Source organism: Actinosynnema sp. NPDC050801 (assembly GCF_040673975.1).
In the GTDB taxonomy this organism is placed as follows: domain Bacteria; phylum Actinomycetota; class Actinomycetes; order Mycobacteriales; family Pseudonocardiaceae; genus Actinosynnema.
Genome location: NZ_JBFAQZ010000017.1, coordinates 113841 through 130488, shown reverse-complemented (window position 1 = coordinate 130488; position 16648 = coordinate 113841). Strand labels below are relative to the sequence as shown.

General features: G+C 70.8%; 18 protein-coding genes. 12 read left to right on the top strand and 6 right to left on the bottom strand.

Annotated elements, in window-relative coordinates; all coding sequences use genetic code 11:
- Positions 1-47 precede the first annotated feature (47 nt).
- On the top strand, positions 48-437 hold the full coding sequence (locus AB0K14_RS30540; RefSeq protein ID WP_360456431.1) for a hypothetical protein: 390 nt from the start codon (positions 48-50) through the stop codon (positions 435-437).
- 385 nt (positions 438-822) lie between these two features.
- Positions 823-1263, top strand: coding sequence for a hypothetical protein (locus AB0K14_RS30535; protein ID WP_360456429.1), 441 nt, complete (start codon positions 823-825; stop codon positions 1261-1263).
- A gap of 385 nt (positions 1264-1648) precedes the next feature.
- Here AB0K14_RS30535 and AB0K14_RS30530 read toward each other — a convergent pair whose 3' ends face one another.
- The gene (locus tag AB0K14_RS30530) at positions 1649-2647 is read right to left on the bottom strand and encodes a helix-turn-helix domain-containing protein (protein ID WP_360456426.1); all 999 of its coding nucleotides are present in this window, start codon (positions 2645-2647) and stop codon (positions 1649-1651) included.
- A gap of 110 nt (positions 2648-2757) precedes the next feature.
- Between AB0K14_RS30530 and AB0K14_RS30525 the strand changes: the two genes are divergently transcribed.
- Positions 2758-3396 carry an isochorismatase family protein gene (locus AB0K14_RS30525; protein WP_360456423.1) on the top strand — a complete coding sequence of 213 codons (639 nt, stop codon included), beginning with the start codon at positions 2758-2760 and terminating at the stop codon, positions 3394-3396.
- Between the two features lie 497 nt (positions 3397-3893).
- Here the strand turns inward: AB0K14_RS30525 and AB0K14_RS30520 are convergent, their stop codons facing one another.
- Together AB0K14_RS30520 and AB0K14_RS30515 are read right to left on the bottom strand one after the other, a co-directional pair.
- The gene (locus tag AB0K14_RS30520; RefSeq protein ID WP_360456420.1) at positions 3894-4739 is read right to left on the bottom strand and encodes a helix-turn-helix transcriptional regulator; all 846 of its coding nucleotides are present in this window, start codon (positions 4737-4739) and stop codon (positions 3894-3896) included.
- A gap of 142 nt (positions 4740-4881) precedes the next feature.
- Entirely contained in the window at positions 4882-6060 is a 1179-nt protein-coding gene (locus AB0K14_RS30515) for an MFS transporter (RefSeq protein WP_360456418.1), read from the bottom strand.
- Between the two features lie 143 nt (positions 6061-6203).
- Here AB0K14_RS30515 and AB0K14_RS30510 point away from each other — a divergent pair, with 143 nt between their 5' ends.
- Positions 6204-7241 (top strand): kelch repeat-containing protein, encoded by a 1038-nt coding sequence (locus AB0K14_RS30510; RefSeq protein ID WP_360456415.1) that lies wholly within the window; start codon positions 6204-6206, stop codon positions 7239-7241.
- Here the strand turns inward: AB0K14_RS30510 and AB0K14_RS30505 are convergent, their stop codons facing one another.
- The gene (locus tag AB0K14_RS30505; RefSeq protein WP_360456412.1) at positions 7242-7664 is read right to left on the bottom strand and encodes a hotdog fold thioesterase; all 423 of its coding nucleotides are present in this window, start codon (positions 7662-7664) and stop codon (positions 7242-7244) included.
- Between the two features lie 261 nt (positions 7665-7925).
- Here AB0K14_RS30505 and AB0K14_RS30500 point away from each other — a divergent pair, with 261 nt between their 5' ends.
- The 7 genes from AB0K14_RS30500 to AB0K14_RS30470 are packed head-to-tail and all read left to right on the top strand — an operon-like array spanning position 7926 to position 12995.
- Entirely contained in the window at positions 7926-8909 is a 984-nt protein-coding gene (locus AB0K14_RS30500; protein WP_360456409.1) for an AvrD family protein, read from the top strand.
- Between the two features lie 12 nt (positions 8910-8921).
- Positions 8922-9641, top strand: coding sequence for an AAA family ATPase (locus AB0K14_RS30495; protein WP_360456406.1), 720 nt, complete (start codon positions 8922-8924; stop codon positions 9639-9641).
- Positions 9641-10624 carry a beta-ketoacyl-ACP synthase III gene (locus AB0K14_RS30490; RefSeq protein ID WP_360456403.1) on the top strand — a complete coding sequence of 328 codons (984 nt, stop codon included), beginning with the start codon at positions 9641-9643 and terminating at the stop codon, positions 10622-10624. The genes AB0K14_RS30495 and AB0K14_RS30490 overlap by 1 nt, the downstream gene beginning before the upstream one ends.
- An 18-nt stretch (positions 10625-10642) precedes the next feature.
- Positions 10643-10879 carry an acyl carrier protein gene (locus tag AB0K14_RS30485; RefSeq protein WP_360456400.1) on the top strand — a complete coding sequence of 79 codons (237 nt, stop codon included), beginning with the start codon at positions 10643-10645 and terminating at the stop codon, positions 10877-10879.
- Entirely contained in the window at positions 10863-11591 is a 729-nt protein-coding gene (locus AB0K14_RS30480; protein WP_360456397.1) for an HAD-IB family hydrolase, read from the top strand. The genes AB0K14_RS30485 and AB0K14_RS30480 overlap by 17 nt, the downstream gene beginning before the upstream one ends.
- Positions 11592-11602: 11 nt before the next feature.
- Positions 11603-12556 (top strand): NADP-dependent oxidoreductase, encoded by a 954-nt coding sequence (locus tag AB0K14_RS30475; RefSeq protein WP_360456394.1) that lies wholly within the window; start codon positions 11603-11605, stop codon positions 12554-12556.
- A 25-nt stretch (positions 12557-12581) separates the two neighbouring features.
- Positions 12582-12995, top strand: a complete 414-nt coding sequence (locus AB0K14_RS30470) for a nuclear transport factor 2 family protein (RefSeq protein ID WP_360456391.1) — start codon at positions 12582-12584, stop codon at positions 12993-12995.
- 265 nt (positions 12996-13260) lie between these two features.
- Here the strand turns inward: AB0K14_RS30470 and AB0K14_RS30465 are convergent, their stop codons facing one another.
- Positions 13261-14136 carry a helix-turn-helix transcriptional regulator gene (locus AB0K14_RS30465; RefSeq protein WP_360456388.1) on the bottom strand — a complete coding sequence of 292 codons (876 nt, stop codon included), beginning with the start codon at positions 14134-14136 and terminating at the stop codon, positions 13261-13263.
- A 93-nt stretch (positions 14137-14229) separates the two neighbouring features.
- Positions 14230-15666 (bottom strand): MFS transporter, encoded by a 1437-nt coding sequence (locus AB0K14_RS30460; RefSeq protein WP_360456385.1) that lies wholly within the window; start codon positions 15664-15666, stop codon positions 14230-14232.
- A 157-nt stretch (positions 15667-15823) separates the two neighbouring features.
- Between AB0K14_RS30460 and AB0K14_RS30455 the strand changes: the two genes are divergently transcribed.
- Entirely contained in the window at positions 15824-16642 is an 819-nt protein-coding gene (locus tag AB0K14_RS30455; RefSeq protein WP_360456382.1) for a helix-turn-helix transcriptional regulator, read from the top strand.
- Positions 16643-16648: the final 6 nt, after the last annotated feature.

Genomic DNA, 16648 nt, shown 5'->3' with positions numbered 1-16648 from the left:
CCGGTTCGCGTCAGTCACGAGAAGGGATTCCGGTACATGCGGAAACTGTGAAGTCCAGTGGTGGGGCCGTGCTCGGCGCCGCGTTGGCGATGGCGGGCGCCGTCCTCGCCACGCCGACTTCCGCCTCCGACGTCGGCGTCGCGGTCTACACGCCGGAGGGACTCTGCGGCTCCGGCTACACACGGGCCGGTTCCCACGGGCTCTCCGGCGCGACCATCCAATTGATGAAGGCGTCGAGCAACCGGAAGTGCGTCGTCACCATCAAGACGGCGTCCGTCGGCACGGCGACCTACACGGCCGCGTACCTGGGGTCGGGGATCGACGACGGTGACTACCGCTACTACGCGGGCCCGGTGAAGCAGCAGGTGCGCTGCGCCTACTGGGGTGGACAGCACGGGACCTCGCGCTGGATCAGCCCGACGCAGTACCGCGCCTGATCCAGCCAGGGCGAGCCGGTTCGTTCTAGGGGGGTCGAACCGGCTCGCCCGCCCGCGCCGAGGTTCAGCGGACATCGACCAGTCTTCGCGCGCGCCACCCGCGGGCACGGTCACTGTCTCAGCGTTCGCTGTTGAGCACTCCGTCCCACCCCATCCCCCAGAACGGTCCGGTCGTGATCGAGCGTGAGGACCGCCCGGACGCCAGCAGTCGTCGCGGCGGATTTGAACTGACTCGAATGCTCTCCGGCGCGAGGTCCACGTGGGGTTGGATGGTGTTGCCGAACAACAGCAACAACTTCACTGCTCGTGCGGAGGCGTTCGCCTGCGCACGACGGTGACACGTCGCTTGTGCACCCGTTGCTCGAAGAACCCGGGAGGGGTTGTCATGGTGAGGTTGAAGGGCACAACGAAGACGAAGAGTGGCACGAGGAAGGTCGGCGCGGTCGTGGCCGCGGTGGCGCTGGTCGCGGGGGTGGCTCCCGCCGCCCAAGCCGCCACGTCGAGCTATCCGCCGCCCACTCCGTTCCGCGTCGACTACGGGGCCACCTACACGGCGGGCACGGTGACCTTCTACAACCGGGCGGTCCGGGTCAGCGGGGAGCAGAAGGCCGTCGCATCCAGCGGCTGCCGCTACACCTGGGCGAAGGCCTTCAACGCGGCGGCCTTCCTCGCTGACAGGACCAGTCCTGTCACCTGCGGCAAGTCCGAGCAGTACACCATCGATGTGCCGGCCGACGTCGTCGGCGGCGCGACTCATGTCGAGGTTTCCCTGATGTACTACGACGGAACCTCTCGCGAACTCGGCGAGATCACCGTTTGGCGGTAGACGAAGAGTCCCGGGCTTGCGAGGAACACGGCCGGCCGTCTGCGGTTGAGGATCCGTGAATGTGCTGGTGAGGTGGGCTTGCCTGTTCGACGCTCTGGGTGACCGGGTGGCGTGGCCGGTGAGCGCGAGGCGCACCAGCTCGATGCACTCGGTCTGGCGCGGGCCGTAGGGGCTGCCGAGCTTGCTGTTCGCGCCGTGCCCACAGATCACGGTTCCGACGAACGCGCCGTCTTCCGACACGCCGGAGATGGCGATCTTGCATAGTGTCCGTGCGGGTCACGGAAGCCGACACGGTCAACCGGTGACTGATCGCGCGCGGCAAAGGCACGCTGTCGCGCACCATTACCACCACTCGCACTTGACACTGCCGCGGCTTGGCAGGGCTTCAACGACCGTGGCGAGCGGTGCCGCTGTCGGCGGCACGGGCGTCGAAGCGACGGCGGTACTCCGATGGGGAGGTGTCGAAGGCCGCGGCGAACCGCTGCCGCATGGTGACCGTGCTGCCGAAGCCACAGGCGGCGGCGACTTGGTCGATCGGCAGGTCCGTGGACTCCAGCAGCCGACGGGCCTCGTCGAGGCGTTGTCGCCTCACCCACGCCGCCGGAGTGGTCCCGGTGGAAGCCTGGAACGCGCGGATGAAGGTACGCCGACTCAGGTGTGCGACATCGGCCAGCCGTTCGACCGGCAGCGGTTCCGCCAGGTGCCGCAACGCCCACTCGATGACGCCGGCGATCGGGTCGTTCACCGACTGCGCGGGCAGCGGCCGTTCGATGTACTGCGCCTGGCCGCCCTCGCGGTGCGGGGCCACCACGAGGCTGCGTGCGACCCGGTTGGCCGCCGCAGCGCCGAGCCTGCCGCGGACCAGGTGCAGGCAGGCATCGATCGCCGAGGCGGTACCGGCGGAGGTCAGCACGTCGCCGTGGTCGATGTACAGCACGGAGGCGTCGACGCCGACGTCGCGGTGGCGGGCGGCGAGCATGTCGACAGCCTGCCAGTGCGTCACCGCGGTGCGCCTCGACAGCAGACCCGCGTCCGCGACGGCGACCGCCCCCAGGCACAGCCCGGCGATCGTGGCACCGCGGCCGTGGGCTTTCGTCAAGGTCCTCCGCAGCGCCGGGCCGGCGGCGCGACCGTCCTCGAACCAGGAGGGGACGACCACGACATCGGCGTCCTCGGCCGCTGCAAGACCCGCCACGCCGCCGATCGGATACCCCTCGGCGGTGCGGATCGACCCGGCACGGTCGGAGAACAGCACCGTCGTCCAAGAGCTCAGCCCTTGACGCGCGACCTCGTCGAAGACGAGCTGCGGCACGGAGAGGTGGAACATCGTCACGCCGTCGAAGGCGTAGACAGCGACCCGCAGGGCTCCTCCTGGAGTTGGCACGATTTCATCGTAACGCCGCACCTGTGCCAATGGCATGTCGAGTGCCAAGCCCGCACACTCGACATGCCGCCCACCGAAGCGGCGTCCCCACATCAAGGAGTCCACCGGTCATGACCGCCCCGCGCCGCGCCCTCATCGTCATCGACGTGCAGCAGGAGTACTTCGGCGGACCGCTGGAGATCCAGTACCCGCCACACACCGACTCGCTGCCACGGATCGCGCGGACGATCGACGCGGCCACCGCCGCCGGCATCCCCGTCGTCGCGGTCCAGCACACGGCGGGTGACGACGCACCCGTGTTCAACCCCACCCAGCCGGGCTTCCAGCTGCACCCGGAAGTCGCGAGCCGCCGCACGGACGAGTGGAAGTCGATCATCAAGCAGTACGGCACCGTGTTCGCCGGCACCGACCTCCTCGCCTGGCTGCGGGAACGCGAGATCGACACCATCACTCTCGTCGGCTACATGACCAACAACTGCGTGCTCGCTTCCGCCGCCGAAGCCGAGACCCACGGACTGACCGCCGAGGTGCTCTCCGACGCCACCGGCGCGATCAACATCGCCAACGACGCAGGCTTCGCCGACGCCAAGACCGTCCACACCACGCTGATGGCACTGTTCAACTCGAACTTCGCCGCCGTCACCGACACCACGACCTGGTCCGACGCCGCCGCTGCCGGCCAGTCGCTGCCCAAATCCGACCTCGGCACATCCGCCGTGACGGGTGCACAGCGCGCCGGACGGGCATGACCTGCGCCGGTACCTCTCAACGCCTTCACCCCTGCCGTTGTGGCGTTCCCGACCGGCTTCGCTGAACACTGGCGGCATCGGCCGCCGGGCTGGTCAGTTCCGGTGAGGGGCCCTCTATGGGGCGAACGTTCGGCGGTCACCTGCTGCGGCGGTCGGGTGCTTGGTGCCAGCGCAGGGTGGTCTCCGGACGCACCAGCAGCCGGAGTCGACGAGGTGCGTCGTTCGGGAGTCGGTGCGGCAGTGCTGCGAGGAACGCCCGACCGGCGGGGGAGAACCGCGGACGGGCGTTACCCGGTTGGCGTTCCAAATCGTGGATCGGTGTGGCAGCGCCAGGATCTCCCCCTCCTTGTCCCGGTCGCTCATGGACAGCAGGCGTAGCAAGGTGAACGCTCGGTCACGCTCAGGTAGGCCAGTCGGAGCAGCACGGCCGGCCGTCATGCCGCGTCGATCGGTCACCGTCGACCCGCGACCGCGAGTTCGAGATCCGGACGTCCGGCTCAGGCGAGGATGGGCTCGCGCATGCGCAGCAGCTGTGTCAGCTTGTCCCTGGTTTCCGACAGCCTGCACGGCACGTGCAGGAACAGGCGGATGTCCAGGCCGTCGAGTTGCCAGGACTGGATCTCGAAGTTGAGCCTGCCGACGTAGGGGTGGTCGAGTTCCTTGGCCTTGAGCCGCGTGTCGAGCACTTCGTGGCCGTGCCACAGGGTGGCGAACTCGTCGCTGTGCTGGCACAGCGTGGCGACCAGGTCGGTGAACCGGGGGTCGTCGTAGCGGGCCGCCGCGCCCGTGCGGAACTGGGCGACGGCGAGCTCGGCAGTGCAGTGCGGGTCGACATAGCGAGACCGCATCTCGGTGTCGGTGAAGAAGCTCACAAGCAAATTCGTATCCGATTTCGCGAAACCGTACACAAGCGCTGCCGATGTGTTGTAGCAGATCAAGTTCCACAGGCTGTCGATCACCAGCGCGGGACTCGGCATCCATTCGTCGACGAGCTGCCGCAGATCCATGCCGAGGTGGTCGTCCACGGCGTTGTGAGGAGGCGGCGTGATACCGAGCAGTTGGTAGAGATAGCGCTTCTCCGGTTCGGTCAGCCGCAGGGCCGCCGAGATGGCGCGCGCGACCGATTCGGATACGTTGATGTCACGGCCCTGTTCCAGCCACGTGTACCAGGAGGTGCCGATCCCCGCCAGCACGGCAACCTCCTCCCGGCGCAGTCCGGGCGTACGCCGCTTTCCGGTGGAAGCGGACAATCCGCAATCCTCGGGCCTTAGTCGCGACCGCCGGTTGCGTAAGAAATGGCCTAACTCTTCACGTTTACGGCTAGTGCCCCCTGATCTACCCATGCCCGGGAGCATGTCCGCACATCTGGTAAATGTCAAGGGATTGTGCTAGGTGTGACCGCTTGTTGTCAGCGGGCCCGGCGGAATGGTGTGGACCTTTATCTACATTTATGATTCCTCCTCATGAAACCCATCCGATGATTGGCTACTCACGCGTACACCAAACGGCCAGCGCGGCCGCGGCGAACATCGCCCCGGCCCCGCACACGGCGAGCCAGCCGCCCATCGCGAAGGCCGCGCCGGAGACGGCGGCCCCGACCGCGCCGCCGAAGAAGTACGTACCCGTGTAGGCCATGGTGATGCGGTTGCGCGCCTCCGGGCGCAGCCGGTAGACGGCCGCGAGGTTGGCCACCTGCACGCCCTGGACGCCCAGGTCCAGCGCGACCACGCCCACCACGAGCGCGGCGAGCCAGTGGCCGCGGCCGAGCGCCATGGCGCCCCAGCTGACCAGCACGACGGCGAGCAGGACCCCGGTCGTCGCCTTCTCCCAGCCCCGGTCGACGAACTGCCCCGTGACCCGCGCCGCGACCGCGCCCACCACGCCGAGCAGGCCGAACGCGCCGATCAGCGACTCCCCGAACAGGTACGGCGGGGCGGTGAGCAGGAACGCCATCGATGCCCACAGCGCGCTGAACCCGGCGAAGCTGAGGAACCCGTAGACGCACCGCAACCGCAGCACGGGCTCCTCCCGGACGATCGACACCACGGAGCGGAGCAGGTCGCGGTAGCTGATCCGGTCCGCCACGGCCACATCGGGCAGGGTCCGGTGCAGGGTCACGGCGAGCGCGACCATCAGGACGGCCGCGGTCGCGTAGACCGCGCGCCAGGTGCCCGCCCAGTCCGCGATGAGGCCGCCGCCGGTCCTGGCCAGCAGCACGCCGACGAGCACGCCGCTCATCACCGAGCCGGTGACCCGACCGCGCTGGTCGGGGCTCGCCAGGGTGGCGGTGAACGCGACCATGATCGGCGCGACGACGGCGCTCACCGCGAGCACGGCCGACAGCGCGGTGAGGGTGGTCAGGTCGGGTGCGGCCGCCGAGCAGCCCTGCACGACCGCGACGACCGACAGCAGCGTGACGACCAGCCGCCGGCGGTTGCGGATGTCGGCCAGCGGCACGACCAGCACCAACCCGACGGCGTACCCGGCGGTGGTGACCGTGACCAGCAGCGCCGCCGAGCCGCTCCCGACGCCGAACTCGCGGGCGATCGAGGTCAGCAGGGGCTGCGCGTAGTAGATGTTGGCCACCGCGAGACCCGCGGCGACGGCGAACAAGGTCACCATCCCGCTCGACATGCCCGCGCCGGCGCGCATCCGCGTCGTCATGGTTCCACCGTGCCCGCAAGAGCGGTGGACAGCCAGACTGCTGTCGATCCCCGGTCCCGGGGTACTGGTAACAACAGAGCCAGGCAGCACGGCACCGGGAACCGGAGACTGGACGGTGAAGCCCGCCCCGCCTGGAGTCCACCATGCGCCTTCGCCCGCTCCTCGCGGTCGCCCTGCTGGCCGCGGCCTGCGCCGCGCCGCCGCCGCCGCTGCCCGCCTACACCCCGCCCGCCTACACCCCGCCCGCCTACACCCCGCCCGCCGACATCCCGTCCGCAACCGCGACCCCGCCGTCCCCGACGACGGCGACGACACCCGCGACGCCGCAGTGGCGGGCGCTGGCGGACGCGCCGACGCCGCGGACCGAGGTCACCGCCACCCGGGTGGCGGGTGAGGTCGTGGTGGTGGGCGGGATGATCGACAGTTGGACGCCGCTGCCGCTCACCGAGGTCTACGACATCGCCGCCGACCGCTGGCGGACCGGTCCGGACCTGCCGGTCGGCGCGCACCACGCCATGTCCGCCACCGTCGGGCACGCGGCGTACGTCTTCGGCGGCTATGACGGCGCCCGCGACCCGATGACCGGGGTGTACCGCCTGGACGGGGATGCCTGGACCGCGCTGGCGCCGATGCCGGAGGCGCGCGCGGCGGGCGTGGCGGTCGCCTTGGACGGCCGGGTGTTCGTCGTGGGCGGCATCGGGCCGGGCGGAGTGGCCGACCACATGCTGGTCTACGACGTCGCGGCCGACCACTGGTCCGCGGCGGCAGGCCCACCGACGCCGCGTGAGCACCTGGCGGGGACCGCCGTCGACGGCCGGGTGCACACCTTCGGCGGCCGGGTCGGCGGGAACCTGTCCGCGCACGAGGTCTACGACCCCGCGGCACGCACCTGGTCCGCGCTTGCGCCACTGCCGACCGCGCGCAGCGGTCTCGGCTCCGCCTCACCGTGTCCGGGGATGGCGGTGGTCATCGGCGGTGAGGGCGCGAACACCTTCGCCGAAGTGGAGGTGTACTCGGCCGGCGCCGACTCGTGGTCGGCACTGCCGCCGTCCCCGCACCCCCGGCACGGCCTGGGGGTGGTGTCGGTCGACGGAGCGGTGCTGACCCTGGTGGGCGGACCGCGGCCGGGGCTGACCGCGTCAGTGGTCGCCGAGGCGATCAACGTCCCGTGTGGACGGTGATCAGCGCTTGCGGACCGGCCTGCTGATGGCGCACGTCAGCCGGGCGGTGCAGGTGCGGCGGCCCGCGTCGTCGGTGATCGCGATCTCGTAGGTGGCGCTGGAGCGGCCTTCGTGCAGGGGTGTCGCCACCCCGGTCACCAGTCCGGACGCGACCCAGCGGTGGTGGGTGCAGGACAGGTCGGTGCCGACGACCTGTCCACCGTCCCCGGCGTGCAGCCAGGCGGCGAACGAGCCCAGCGTCTCCGCCAGCGCCGCGTTCGCGCCGCCGTGCATGATGCCGACGGGTTGCCGGTTCCCGGCCACCGGCATCCGGCCGACGACCCGTCCGGGCCTGCATTCGACGAGTGTGATCCCGAGCTTGGTGATGAGCTGCTCGGCTTGGTAGTCGGCGTGGACGCGGACCGGGAACAGGTCTGTGGCCATGACGGACCCTCCACAGTGGGGAATCGGACGGTCCAGTGTGCACACCCGCGACGGACCGTCCGCTATTCGATGTCAGCCAGATCACCATGGTGCTGGAAGTACTCGTTTGGCGGTACATGTACAAACTAACGCAGGTTGATTGATGACTCTGCGTGTTAGCTTTTCGGCGAGCGGGGTCCAATGGGTGACTAAGTCCGCTCATCCCATGTTTCTCAGTGTGATCACTGTGGTGAACCCGTTCTCGGCGATTGGACTGCCCGGATGACGAATCAGATCCTCCAGCGCGTGACCGTGGACGACTACCTCGGCGACGGCGCGAAGCGCTTCTTCGCCACCGGGTACCGCCGCGTCGGCTACACCTTCGACCCGGTCACGGTGGCCGTCCGCGGAGCCGCGGACGCGACCGTCGGCACCACGGTCGGGCTCACCTACCCGGCCGACTGGTCCAAGAAGGCGGCGGGCACCGACCTGCGGCCGCACCTGAGCACCATCGACGCGATCCTGCTCGGCGTCCAGCTCGCCGAACTGTGCCTGGTCACCGCGTTCCGCCCGGACCCGGCCGCGCACCGCGCGATGTGGGTGCGACGGGTCAAGATCCGGGCGGGGCAGCGCCCCGAGGAGGACCTGGACGCGTTGCCCCTCGGCGCCCGGCTGCGCGGGACCGAGTCCGGCACAGGCGGCACGGTGTCCGTGGTGGACAGTCAGGTCGGCGCGATGCGGGTGCGCTGCGAGGTGGTGCACGCGGGCGGCGAAGTCCACACCGGACAGTCCACCCTCTCCGGCCCGGACGACGTCCTCGGCCCGGCCGAGGGGCGTTACTACGGCTCTGGCTTCGCCTCCGCGGAGCACCGCATCGACGCCCTCACCGTCGACGGTCTGCGCGCCGCGGGCACCGTCCGGCTCGCGCAGGCGAGCGCGAACCAGGGCATCGAGGGCGCCTACCACCCGGCCCCGACGATGGTCGACGCCTTCGCCACCGGGCTGCAGCTGGCCCAGATCCTGCTCTACGAACTGGACTCCATGCGCCGGGGCGACAGCAACACGCTGTGGATGCGGTCCACCACCCTGGACGTCGTCCACCCGCGTCGCCCGATGGCGGACGCCCTGCCGCTGGTCACCACCCTCACCAACACCGACCTGATCGACATGGACGGCGGCCGCTGGCGCACCGCCGACATCGTCACCGACCTCGCGGGCATCACGTTCACCTGCGCGGTCGCCCACGCCCTCCCGTCGGCCAACTGAAACGGACCACCGATGAAGCTCGCCATCTCCGGCACCTACTCATCCGGCAAGACGCTGACCTCCTACGCGCTCTCGCACTACATCGGCGTCCCTCGCACCCGCGCCCGCACCATGCGTGAACTGCTGCCCTTCGCCGTGCCCGGCAAGACGCTCGAGCAGTGCAACGGCGCCGAGCTGATCCAGCTGATCGTGCGCAGGCACGTCGAGCGCGTCGTGCACGAGAGCCACCTGACCAACGGGTTCATCTCCGACGGGTCGTCCCTGCAGGAGTGGCTCTACGGCTCCGTCCGGGTGATCGTCGGCATCAACCCCAACGAGTCGGTCCACCTCGACGACACGCAGACCGTCGAGAAGACGCCCGAGATGCTGTTCTTCGAGCAGGTCATGGACCAGCTCGGCGTCGCCATCAAGCAGCACGTGCGCGACACCTACGACGCGTTCGTGCACCTGCCCAACGAGCTGGAGCTGGCCAAGGACGGCCACCGGCCGGTCAACGAGCGCTTCCGCACGCTCGCCGACCAGGGCATCGCCGCCGCCATCGACGAACTGGGCATCCCGCGCCACGTCGTGGGCGGCACGCTCACCGAGCGCCTCGACCGCATCGTGGAGATCTTCGGGTTCTCGACCGTCACCGATGTGGACACGGCCATCGAACGCGCGCAGGAGGAGTACCGGGCTGTCGACATGACGATCGAGTCCGACCGCGCGTGGGCCGTCGGCCAGGCGTCGTGATGGGGCGCGCCGCGGTCATCACCGGGATCGGGTCCGCGCTGCCCGATCGGGTCGTCACCAACGACATGCTCGCCGCCCGGATGGACACCAGCGACGAGTGGATCCGCACCCGCACCGGCATCCGCGAACGCCGTGTCGTCGACCCGGGCACGGCGACCAGCGACCTGGCCGTGGCGGCCGGTGAACGGGCGCTGAAGTCGGCGGGAGTGGACGGCGTCGACGCGGTCGTGCTGGCCACCACCACCCCCGACCACCCCTGCCCGGCGACCGCGCCCGCCGTGGCGGCCAGGCTCGGCCTGGGCACGGTGGCCGCCTACGACGTGGCCGCGGTGTGCTCGGGCTTCCTCTACGGGCTGGCGAGCGCGAGCGGGCTCATCGCCACGGGGCTGGCCGAGCGGGTGCTGATGATCGGCGCGGAGGCGTTCACCACGATCATCGACCAGGGCGACCGCAACACCGCGCCGATCTTCGGCGACGGCGCGGGCGCGGTCGTGCTGACCGCGGGGGAGCAGTCCCAGCGCGGCGCGCTGCTCGGCTTCGACCTGGGCAGCGACGGCGCGCTCGCGGACCTGATCATCGTGCCGTCGGGCGGGTCGCGGGACAAGGACGGGACCCGCCGCCACATGGACATGCGCGGCAAGGCCGTGTTCGTGCAGGCGGTCCAACGCATGACGGAGTCGTCGCGGACCGTGCTCGCCCGCACGGGCTGGTCGGCCGACACCGTCGACTGGCTGGTCGGCCACCAGGCCAACGCGCGCATCCTGCACGCGGTGGCCGAGCACCTGGGGCTGGCGCAGGAGAAGGCGTTCGTCAACGTCGGGAAGTACGGCAACACCGCGGGCGCGTCCATCCCGATCGCCCTCGCCGACGCCGCGGGCGCCGGTCTCATCACACCGGGCGACCGCGTCCTGCTCACCGCCTTCGGCGGCGGCGCGACGTGGGGCGCGGTGACGCTGGAGTGGCCGGACATCACGCCCGGCTGACAACAAGGAGGAACCACAATGGAACTGACCGTCAACGAGCGCATCCTGGAAGTGTTCGCGGCCAAGGCCGAGGTGCCGATCGCCGAGCTGGACCTCGACCGCACCTTCGAGGAGATCGGCCTGGACTCGCTGCACCTGATGGAGGTCGCGCTCTGGATGCACAAGGAGTTCGGCGCGGTGATCCCCGAGGGCGACCTGCACCACGAGCAGACCGTCCGCGAGGCGCTGGCCTACCTCGATGCCCAGACCCGCTGAAGCCGTGGCCGACCGAGCCGCCTTCTTCGACGTCGATGGCACGCTGATCACCACCACCAGCCTGTTCCGCTTCCTGGACCACGACTTGGCCGTGCGCGGACAGCCCGAGCGCCGCCACCACGACGCGATGGCGGCGCTGGACAGGCTCAAGGCCGGCGGCGCGACCCGGGAGCAGGCCAACCGCGCGTTCTACCGCAACTTCGCCGGGCGCTCGGTCGCCGAGCTGGCCGACGAGGGGAAGCGCTGGTTCGCCGCGGCGAACGCCGCGGGTGGGTTGTTCCACCCGGACGTGCTGGCCCGGTTGCGCGCACACTCCGACAACGGCGAGGTGGTGGTGCTGCTGTCCGCCTCGTTCCCGGCGTGCGTCGACCCGATCGCCGGGTTCGTCGGGGCGGACCTGGTGGTGTGCACCGAACTCGAGCAGGTGGGCGGGTTCTACACCGGTGAGGTCGAGCGGTCGATGGTCGGTGCGCACAAGGCGCGGGCGATCCACGACCTGGCCGTGCGCTTGGACCTCGACCTGGACGGCTCCTACGCCTACGGCGACGACTCCTCCGACCTCGCCGCGCTCACCTCGGTGGGCCGTCCGGTCGTGGTCGGCGACGACCCGGTCCTGGTCGCGCACGCCACCCGGCACGGCTGGGCGCGGGTGCCCGCCGTCGCCAAGCCCCAACCCCTGACCGCGTCGGCCGCACCGCCCGGTCGGATCTGAGAGGACGGACGATGCCCGAGCAGATGAGGGTCATGCTGACCACGGCGGCAGGGGAGGCGCACGCGGTGTTCCGAACCGCGGTCGTCGACCGGCCCGCGCCCCTGCCGACGGAGGTCGGCGTCGCCGTCCACGCGGCCGGGGTCAACCCGGTGGACTGGAAGATCCGCGGCGGGGTGTTCCCGACGGGCGCGCTGGGCGCGCACCCGTTCGTCCAGGGCTGGGACGTGGCCGGTGTGGTCGACGCCGGACCGAGGGTGACCCGGTTCCAGCCGGGTGACGAGGTGCTGGGCCTGCTGTGGTTCCCGCGCCGGGCGGGCGGCTACGGCGAGTACGTCACCGCGCCCGCCCGGCAGTTCGTCCGCAAGCCCGAGGCGATGACCATGGTCGAGGCGGCCGCGCTGCCGATGGCCGGCCTGACCGCCTGGCAGACCCTGGTCGACGTCGCGGGCGTCCGCCTCGGCCACCGCGTGCTCATCACCGCGGCTGCGGGCGGGGTCGGGCACCTGGCCGCGCAGATCGCCAGGGCGCGGGGCGCGGTCGTCACGGGCACGGCCCGCGCGGACAAGCACGGGTTCCTCGCCGGTGTCGGCGTGGACGAAGCCCTGGACTACACCGCTGTCGACGTGGCGCGGACCGTCCGGGACCAGGATGTCGTGCTCGACCTGCTCGGCGGCGAGCACACCATCGGCCTGCTGGAGTGCCTGAAGCCGGGCGGGCTGCTCATCCTCACCATCGGGCTCGTCAGCCCGGAGGTGGCCGCGCGGGCCGCCGACCTCGGCGTGCGGGTCAGCCCCTTCCTGGTCGAGCCCGACCACGCCGGGCTCACCGCGCTGACCGGGCTGGTCGAGGACGGCGCGCTGCGCGTGCACGTCGAGCACGTCTTCCCGCTCGCCGACGTCGCCAAGGCGCACGAGGTCGGCGAGACCAACCGCACGACCGGCAAGATCGTCCTGTCCGTCGCCTGATTCCCAGACACCGCAAGGAGAACCGATGTCCACACCGACGAGCGTTCGTGACACGGCGGACACGATCAACCTGTTCTTCACCCGATTCGGCGCAGGCGACCGGCCGGGGATGGTCGACCTGTTCGCGCCCGGCGCCGACTTCGCCGTGGCGGGCGCGGAGTCCGTCCCCTGGACCGGCGAGCGCGCCGACGCCGCCGCGATCGACGAGTTCCTGCGCATCGCCATCGAGGACATCAGCACCGAGGCGTTCGACATCGCGCAGGTCGTCGTCGACGGCGAGGACGGGATCGTGCTCGGCGAGTTCGCGCACCGGATCACCCGCACCGGCAAGGTCTTCGCCAGCCGGTTCGCCCTGCACATCCGGGTCGTGGACGGCCTGATCACCCGCTACCACATGTTCGAGGACAGCTACCGCGCCGCGCTGGCCTGGCAGGCCTGACGTGGGCGGTTGAGGGACCCGCCTGGTCGTCGCCTCCTGCCCGGGTCGCCGCTGCACCGCCGGCCTCCGGGTGGCCGAGACCCTCGTCGGACCGGGGTGCACCGATGTCCGACGCCACCGCGGGGTCTCAGCGATCGGGTCGACGCCAGGCTGCCGTTCGAGCCGTCCGACTCCCCCGGGTTGACCGCTCGAACAGACCCGACCTCCCGCCACCTGTGGCGGGAGGTCGGGTCCTTCGCGCTGTCCGGCTCTGGCTGTCGGACGTTCAGCTTTCCTGCTTGACCTCGGCGGACGCGGACGCGCGGTCGGCGGTCGGAGACGTCCACATCGCCAGCAGTTCCAACGCCGACGCCGCCGGGCTCGCCGGTTCCGGGCTGAACGTCACGAGCCGCTGCCCGTTCTCGCCGCAGATGTCGAAGTTCTCGAAGCGCAGCGGCAGCTCGCCGACCAGCGGGTGGTGGAAGCGCTTCGTGCCGTGCGTGCGCTGCTTGACGTCCCGGCCCGCCCACAGCGTGCGGAACACCGCGCTCTTCATCGTGAGCTCGCCCAGCAGCGTCGCCAGCGCCTCGTCGTCGGCGTGCCTGCCCGCCGCCAGGCGCAGTTGGCCGACGGTCGCCCGGGCGACGTCGTTCCAGTCCGGGAAGCGGCTCTTGCTGTCCTCGTCGAGGAAGGCGAACCGGGCGAGGTTGCGGTCGCGCGGGTGCGCCGCGGCGAAGTCGAAGAACAGCTGGGGCGAGAGCTGGTTCCACGCCAACACGTCAAGACGGTGGTTGAGCACCAGCGCGGGTACGCGGTCCAGCAGCTGCACCAGCTGCACCAGCTCGGCGCGCGGCCGTTCGGCCCGGGGGACGCGCGTCGCGGCTGCCCGCGGGCGGGCCAGGTCGTCGAGGTAGCGGCGCTCGACGTCGTCGAGGTCCAACGCGCGGCCCAGGGCGTCGAGGACGGCGTCGGACGGCTTGCTCGCACGGCCCTGTTCGAGGCGCATGTAGTACTCGACGCTGATGCCCGCGAGTGCGGCGACCTCCTCTCGCCGCAGACCCTCGACCCGGCGGCGGGTCAGCACGTCGATGCCCGACTGCTCAGGGCTCAGGCGCGCACGCCGGGACTTGAGGAACCGGCCCAACTCGTTGTGATCGGCCATGTCCCCAGTGTGCCCGACATCGAGGGATCCAGCCTGGGTCTGTGAGTACCAGCTGGGCCACCCCCGGCGCGGGGGGTGGCCCAGCCTGGCCGCTCACGCGCGGGCGGCGCGGCGCAGGGCGAGGCCGATCACGATGGCGCCCACCAGCACGATCAGCGCGTCGACGGCCAGCGCGGTGCTGGTACCGCCGAGCACCGCGGCGGCCCGCGGCTCGGTGGCCGAGAGCTCATCGATGCGGGCGGTGGCGACCGCGCTCATGATCGGGATGCCGATGGTGATGCCCACCTGCTGGGTCAGCGAGGTCATGCCGGTGGCCAGGCCCTGCTCCTGGTCGGACAGCCCGGACGTCGCGGTCACCATGAACGACACGACGCTCAGCACGTGCGCGAACCCGCCCACCGCGGTCGCGATGACGACCAGGGCGAGCGAGTCCCGGCTGTCCCCGGCCAGCAGCAGGGCGCCCGTCGCCGCGGCCTGCAGGACCAGGCCGCCGACGAGGGTGGCCCGACTGGACCCGAAGCGGCCGATCAGCTTGGGCGCGAACACCCCGGCGAAGAACGCCGTGACGCCCTGCACGCCGAAGGCCAACCCGGTCACCAGCGGCGAGTAGCCGAGGACCTCTTGCAGGTACAGCGTCATGAGGAAGATCACCGCGCTGAACATGGTGAACGTCAGCAGGCCGCCCGCGTTGCCCCACTTGACCGTGGACCGGCGCAGCACGCGCGGGGACACCAATGGCTGCTCGACGCGCAGCTCGATCAGCCAGAACGCGGCCAGCAGCACGACCGCGGCGGCCAGCGGAACCAGCGTCGTGGCGCTGGCCCAGCCGCTGTGCCCGGCCGACGTGACGCCGAAGACCAGCGCCACCAGGCCGGTGGTGATGGTCAGCGTCCCGCCGATGTCCAGCCGAGCCCGCTCGCGCTCCTGGTTCCTCGGGATCAGCACAGGCGCGGCGAGCAGCACCACCAGGCACAGCGGCACGTTGATCAGGAACGCCCACCGCCAGCTCAGCAGGCCGGTCAGCACGCCGCCGAGCACCGCGCCGACGGTGAAGCCCGCCGACAGCATCGCCCCGCCGAGCCCGATCGCGCGCTGCCGTTGCGGACCCTCTGGGAACGACGTGGTCAGCAGCGCCATCGCCACCGGCGCCAGAACCGCCGTGGCCAGCCCCTGCCCGACGCGGGCGACCAGCACCGTGGTGACGTCGTCGGCCAGCCCGCCCAGCAACGAGGACACGCCCAGCAGCACGACGCCGGCGAGGAACATCGGCCGGCGCCCCAGCAGGTCGGCGACCCGGCCGAACAGCAGGGTGAAACCCGCCGAGGTGAGGGCGAAGACGGTCACCACCCACTGCAGGTCCGACAGCGACATGCCCAGCCCGGCGCCGATGTCGGGCAGGGCGACGTTGAGGATGGAGAAGTCCAGCGCGACGGTGAACTGGGCGACCAGCAGGATCGCCAGCAGCAGGCCCGGGCGCCTACCGGTGTCCGGCTGCGCCGGGCCCGGTCGGATGGCGAGGTTTTCGGACATAGGTGTGCCCCACAATGCGAGAGTGAATAGGATGGAATCGCGCCCAGTGTCCGGCCGTGGTCAGTCCGGCAACAAGGGACGCCTATTCCTGGTTTGCGTTATCCTGGGATTGACAAGACCACCCGAGAATGGGCGATCGTGGTCGATACTGACAGGTATGGACCAACGTGCCGAGCTCCGGGAATTCCTGCGATCCCGCCGCGCGCGGCTGCGACCGGAGGACGCCGGGCTGCCGGAGCGGTCCGCCGGACGCCGGGTCGCGGGCCTGCGCCGCGAGGAGGTCGCCCGGCTGGCGGGGATCAGCAGCGACTACTACGTGCGCCTGGAACAGGGTCGGACCAGGCAGGTATCGGACAGCGTGCTCGACGCGGTCGCCGCCGCCCTGCGCTTGGACGACGCCGAGCGTGCCTACCTGGGCACCCTTGTCGCGAGCTTGCCCGTCTACGCGGTGCGCGCCGCGCTGGCCAGGACGGTGGCCGGTATCGAGACGGGTCCGGCCTACCTGGCGGACCGGCGAATGGACGTGCTCGCCTGGAACGACCTCGCCGGGCTCTTTTTCTCCGCGCTCGTCGACAAACCGGTCAACCAGTGCAACATGGCCCGGTTCGTGTTTCTGGATCCGGCCGCCGACGACGTGTTCGCCGATCGGGAGGACATCGCCAGGAACACGTGCGCGTACCTGCGGCTCACCAGCCGGACCCGGTCCAACGACACCCGGCTGGCCCGGCTCATCGGTGAGCTGTCGATCAAGAGCGCGGAGTTCAGCAGGCTGTGGTCCGAGCCCTCGATCGCCCACCGGACGCACGGCGTCAAGCGACTGCGCCACCCGCTGGTCGGGGCGCTCGCACTGGACTACGAGACCTTCCGCCAGCCCGACGAGTCGGGCTCGCTACTCGTGGTCTTCACCGCCGAACCGGAGTCGGAAGCCGACGTGGCGCTGCGGCTGCTCGCCGGCTGGGGCCGGGACGAGGCGTGATGAACG

What these genes read in the sequence shown, in the direction of transcription:
- AB0K14_RS30460 (WP_360456385.1), bottom strand. Translation starts at nt 15,666, where the DNA reads ATGTCCGAAAACCTCGCCATCCGACCGGGCCCGGCGCAGCCGGACACC.
- AB0K14_RS30470 (WP_360456391.1), top strand. Translation starts at nt 12,582, where the DNA reads ATGTCCACACCGACGAGCGTTCGTGACACGGCGGACACGATCAACCTG.
- AB0K14_RS30500 (WP_360456409.1), top strand. Translation starts at nt 7,926, where the DNA reads ATGACGAATCAGATCCTCCAGCGCGTGACCGTGGACGACTACCTCGGC.
- AB0K14_RS30510 (WP_360456415.1), top strand. Translation starts at nt 6,204, where the DNA reads ATGCGCCTTCGCCCGCTCCTCGCGGTCGCCCTGCTGGCCGCGGCCTGC.
- AB0K14_RS30490 (WP_360456403.1), top strand. Translation starts at nt 9,641, where the DNA reads ATGGGGCGCGCCGCGGTCATCACCGGGATCGGGTCCGCGCTGCCCGAT.
- AB0K14_RS30505 (WP_360456412.1), bottom strand. Translation starts at nt 7,664, where the DNA reads ATGGCCACAGACCTGTTCCCGGTCCGCGTCCACGCCGACTACCAAGCC.
- AB0K14_RS30485 (WP_360456400.1), top strand. Translation starts at nt 10,643, where the DNA reads ATGGAACTGACCGTCAACGAGCGCATCCTGGAAGTGTTCGCGGCCAAG.
- AB0K14_RS30515 (WP_360456418.1), bottom strand. Translation starts at nt 6,060, where the DNA reads ATGACGACGCGGATGCGCGCCGGCGCGGGCATGTCGAGCGGGATGGTG.
- AB0K14_RS30475 (WP_360456394.1), top strand. Translation starts at nt 11,603, where the DNA reads ATGCCCGAGCAGATGAGGGTCATGCTGACCACGGCGGCAGGGGAGGCG.
- AB0K14_RS30455 (WP_360456382.1), top strand. Translation starts at nt 15,824, where the DNA reads ATGGACCAACGTGCCGAGCTCCGGGAATTCCTGCGATCCCGCCGCGCG.
- AB0K14_RS30465 (WP_360456388.1), bottom strand. Translation starts at nt 14,136, where the DNA reads ATGGCCGATCACAACGAGTTGGGCCGGTTCCTCAAGTCCCGGCGTGCG.
- AB0K14_RS30535 (WP_360456429.1), top strand. Translation starts at nt 823, where the DNA reads ATGGTGAGGTTGAAGGGCACAACGAAGACGAAGAGTGGCACGAGGAAG.
- AB0K14_RS30480 (WP_360456397.1), top strand. Translation starts at nt 10,863, where the DNA reads ATGCCCAGACCCGCTGAAGCCGTGGCCGACCGAGCCGCCTTCTTCGAC.
- AB0K14_RS30525 (WP_360456423.1), top strand. Translation starts at nt 2,758, where the DNA reads ATGACCGCCCCGCGCCGCGCCCTCATCGTCATCGACGTGCAGCAGGAG.
- AB0K14_RS30495 (WP_360456406.1), top strand. Translation starts at nt 8,922, where the DNA reads ATGAAGCTCGCCATCTCCGGCACCTACTCATCCGGCAAGACGCTGACC.
- AB0K14_RS30520 (WP_360456420.1), bottom strand. Translation starts at nt 4,739, where the DNA reads ATGGGTAGATCAGGGGGCACTAGCCGTAAACGTGAAGAGTTAGGCCAT.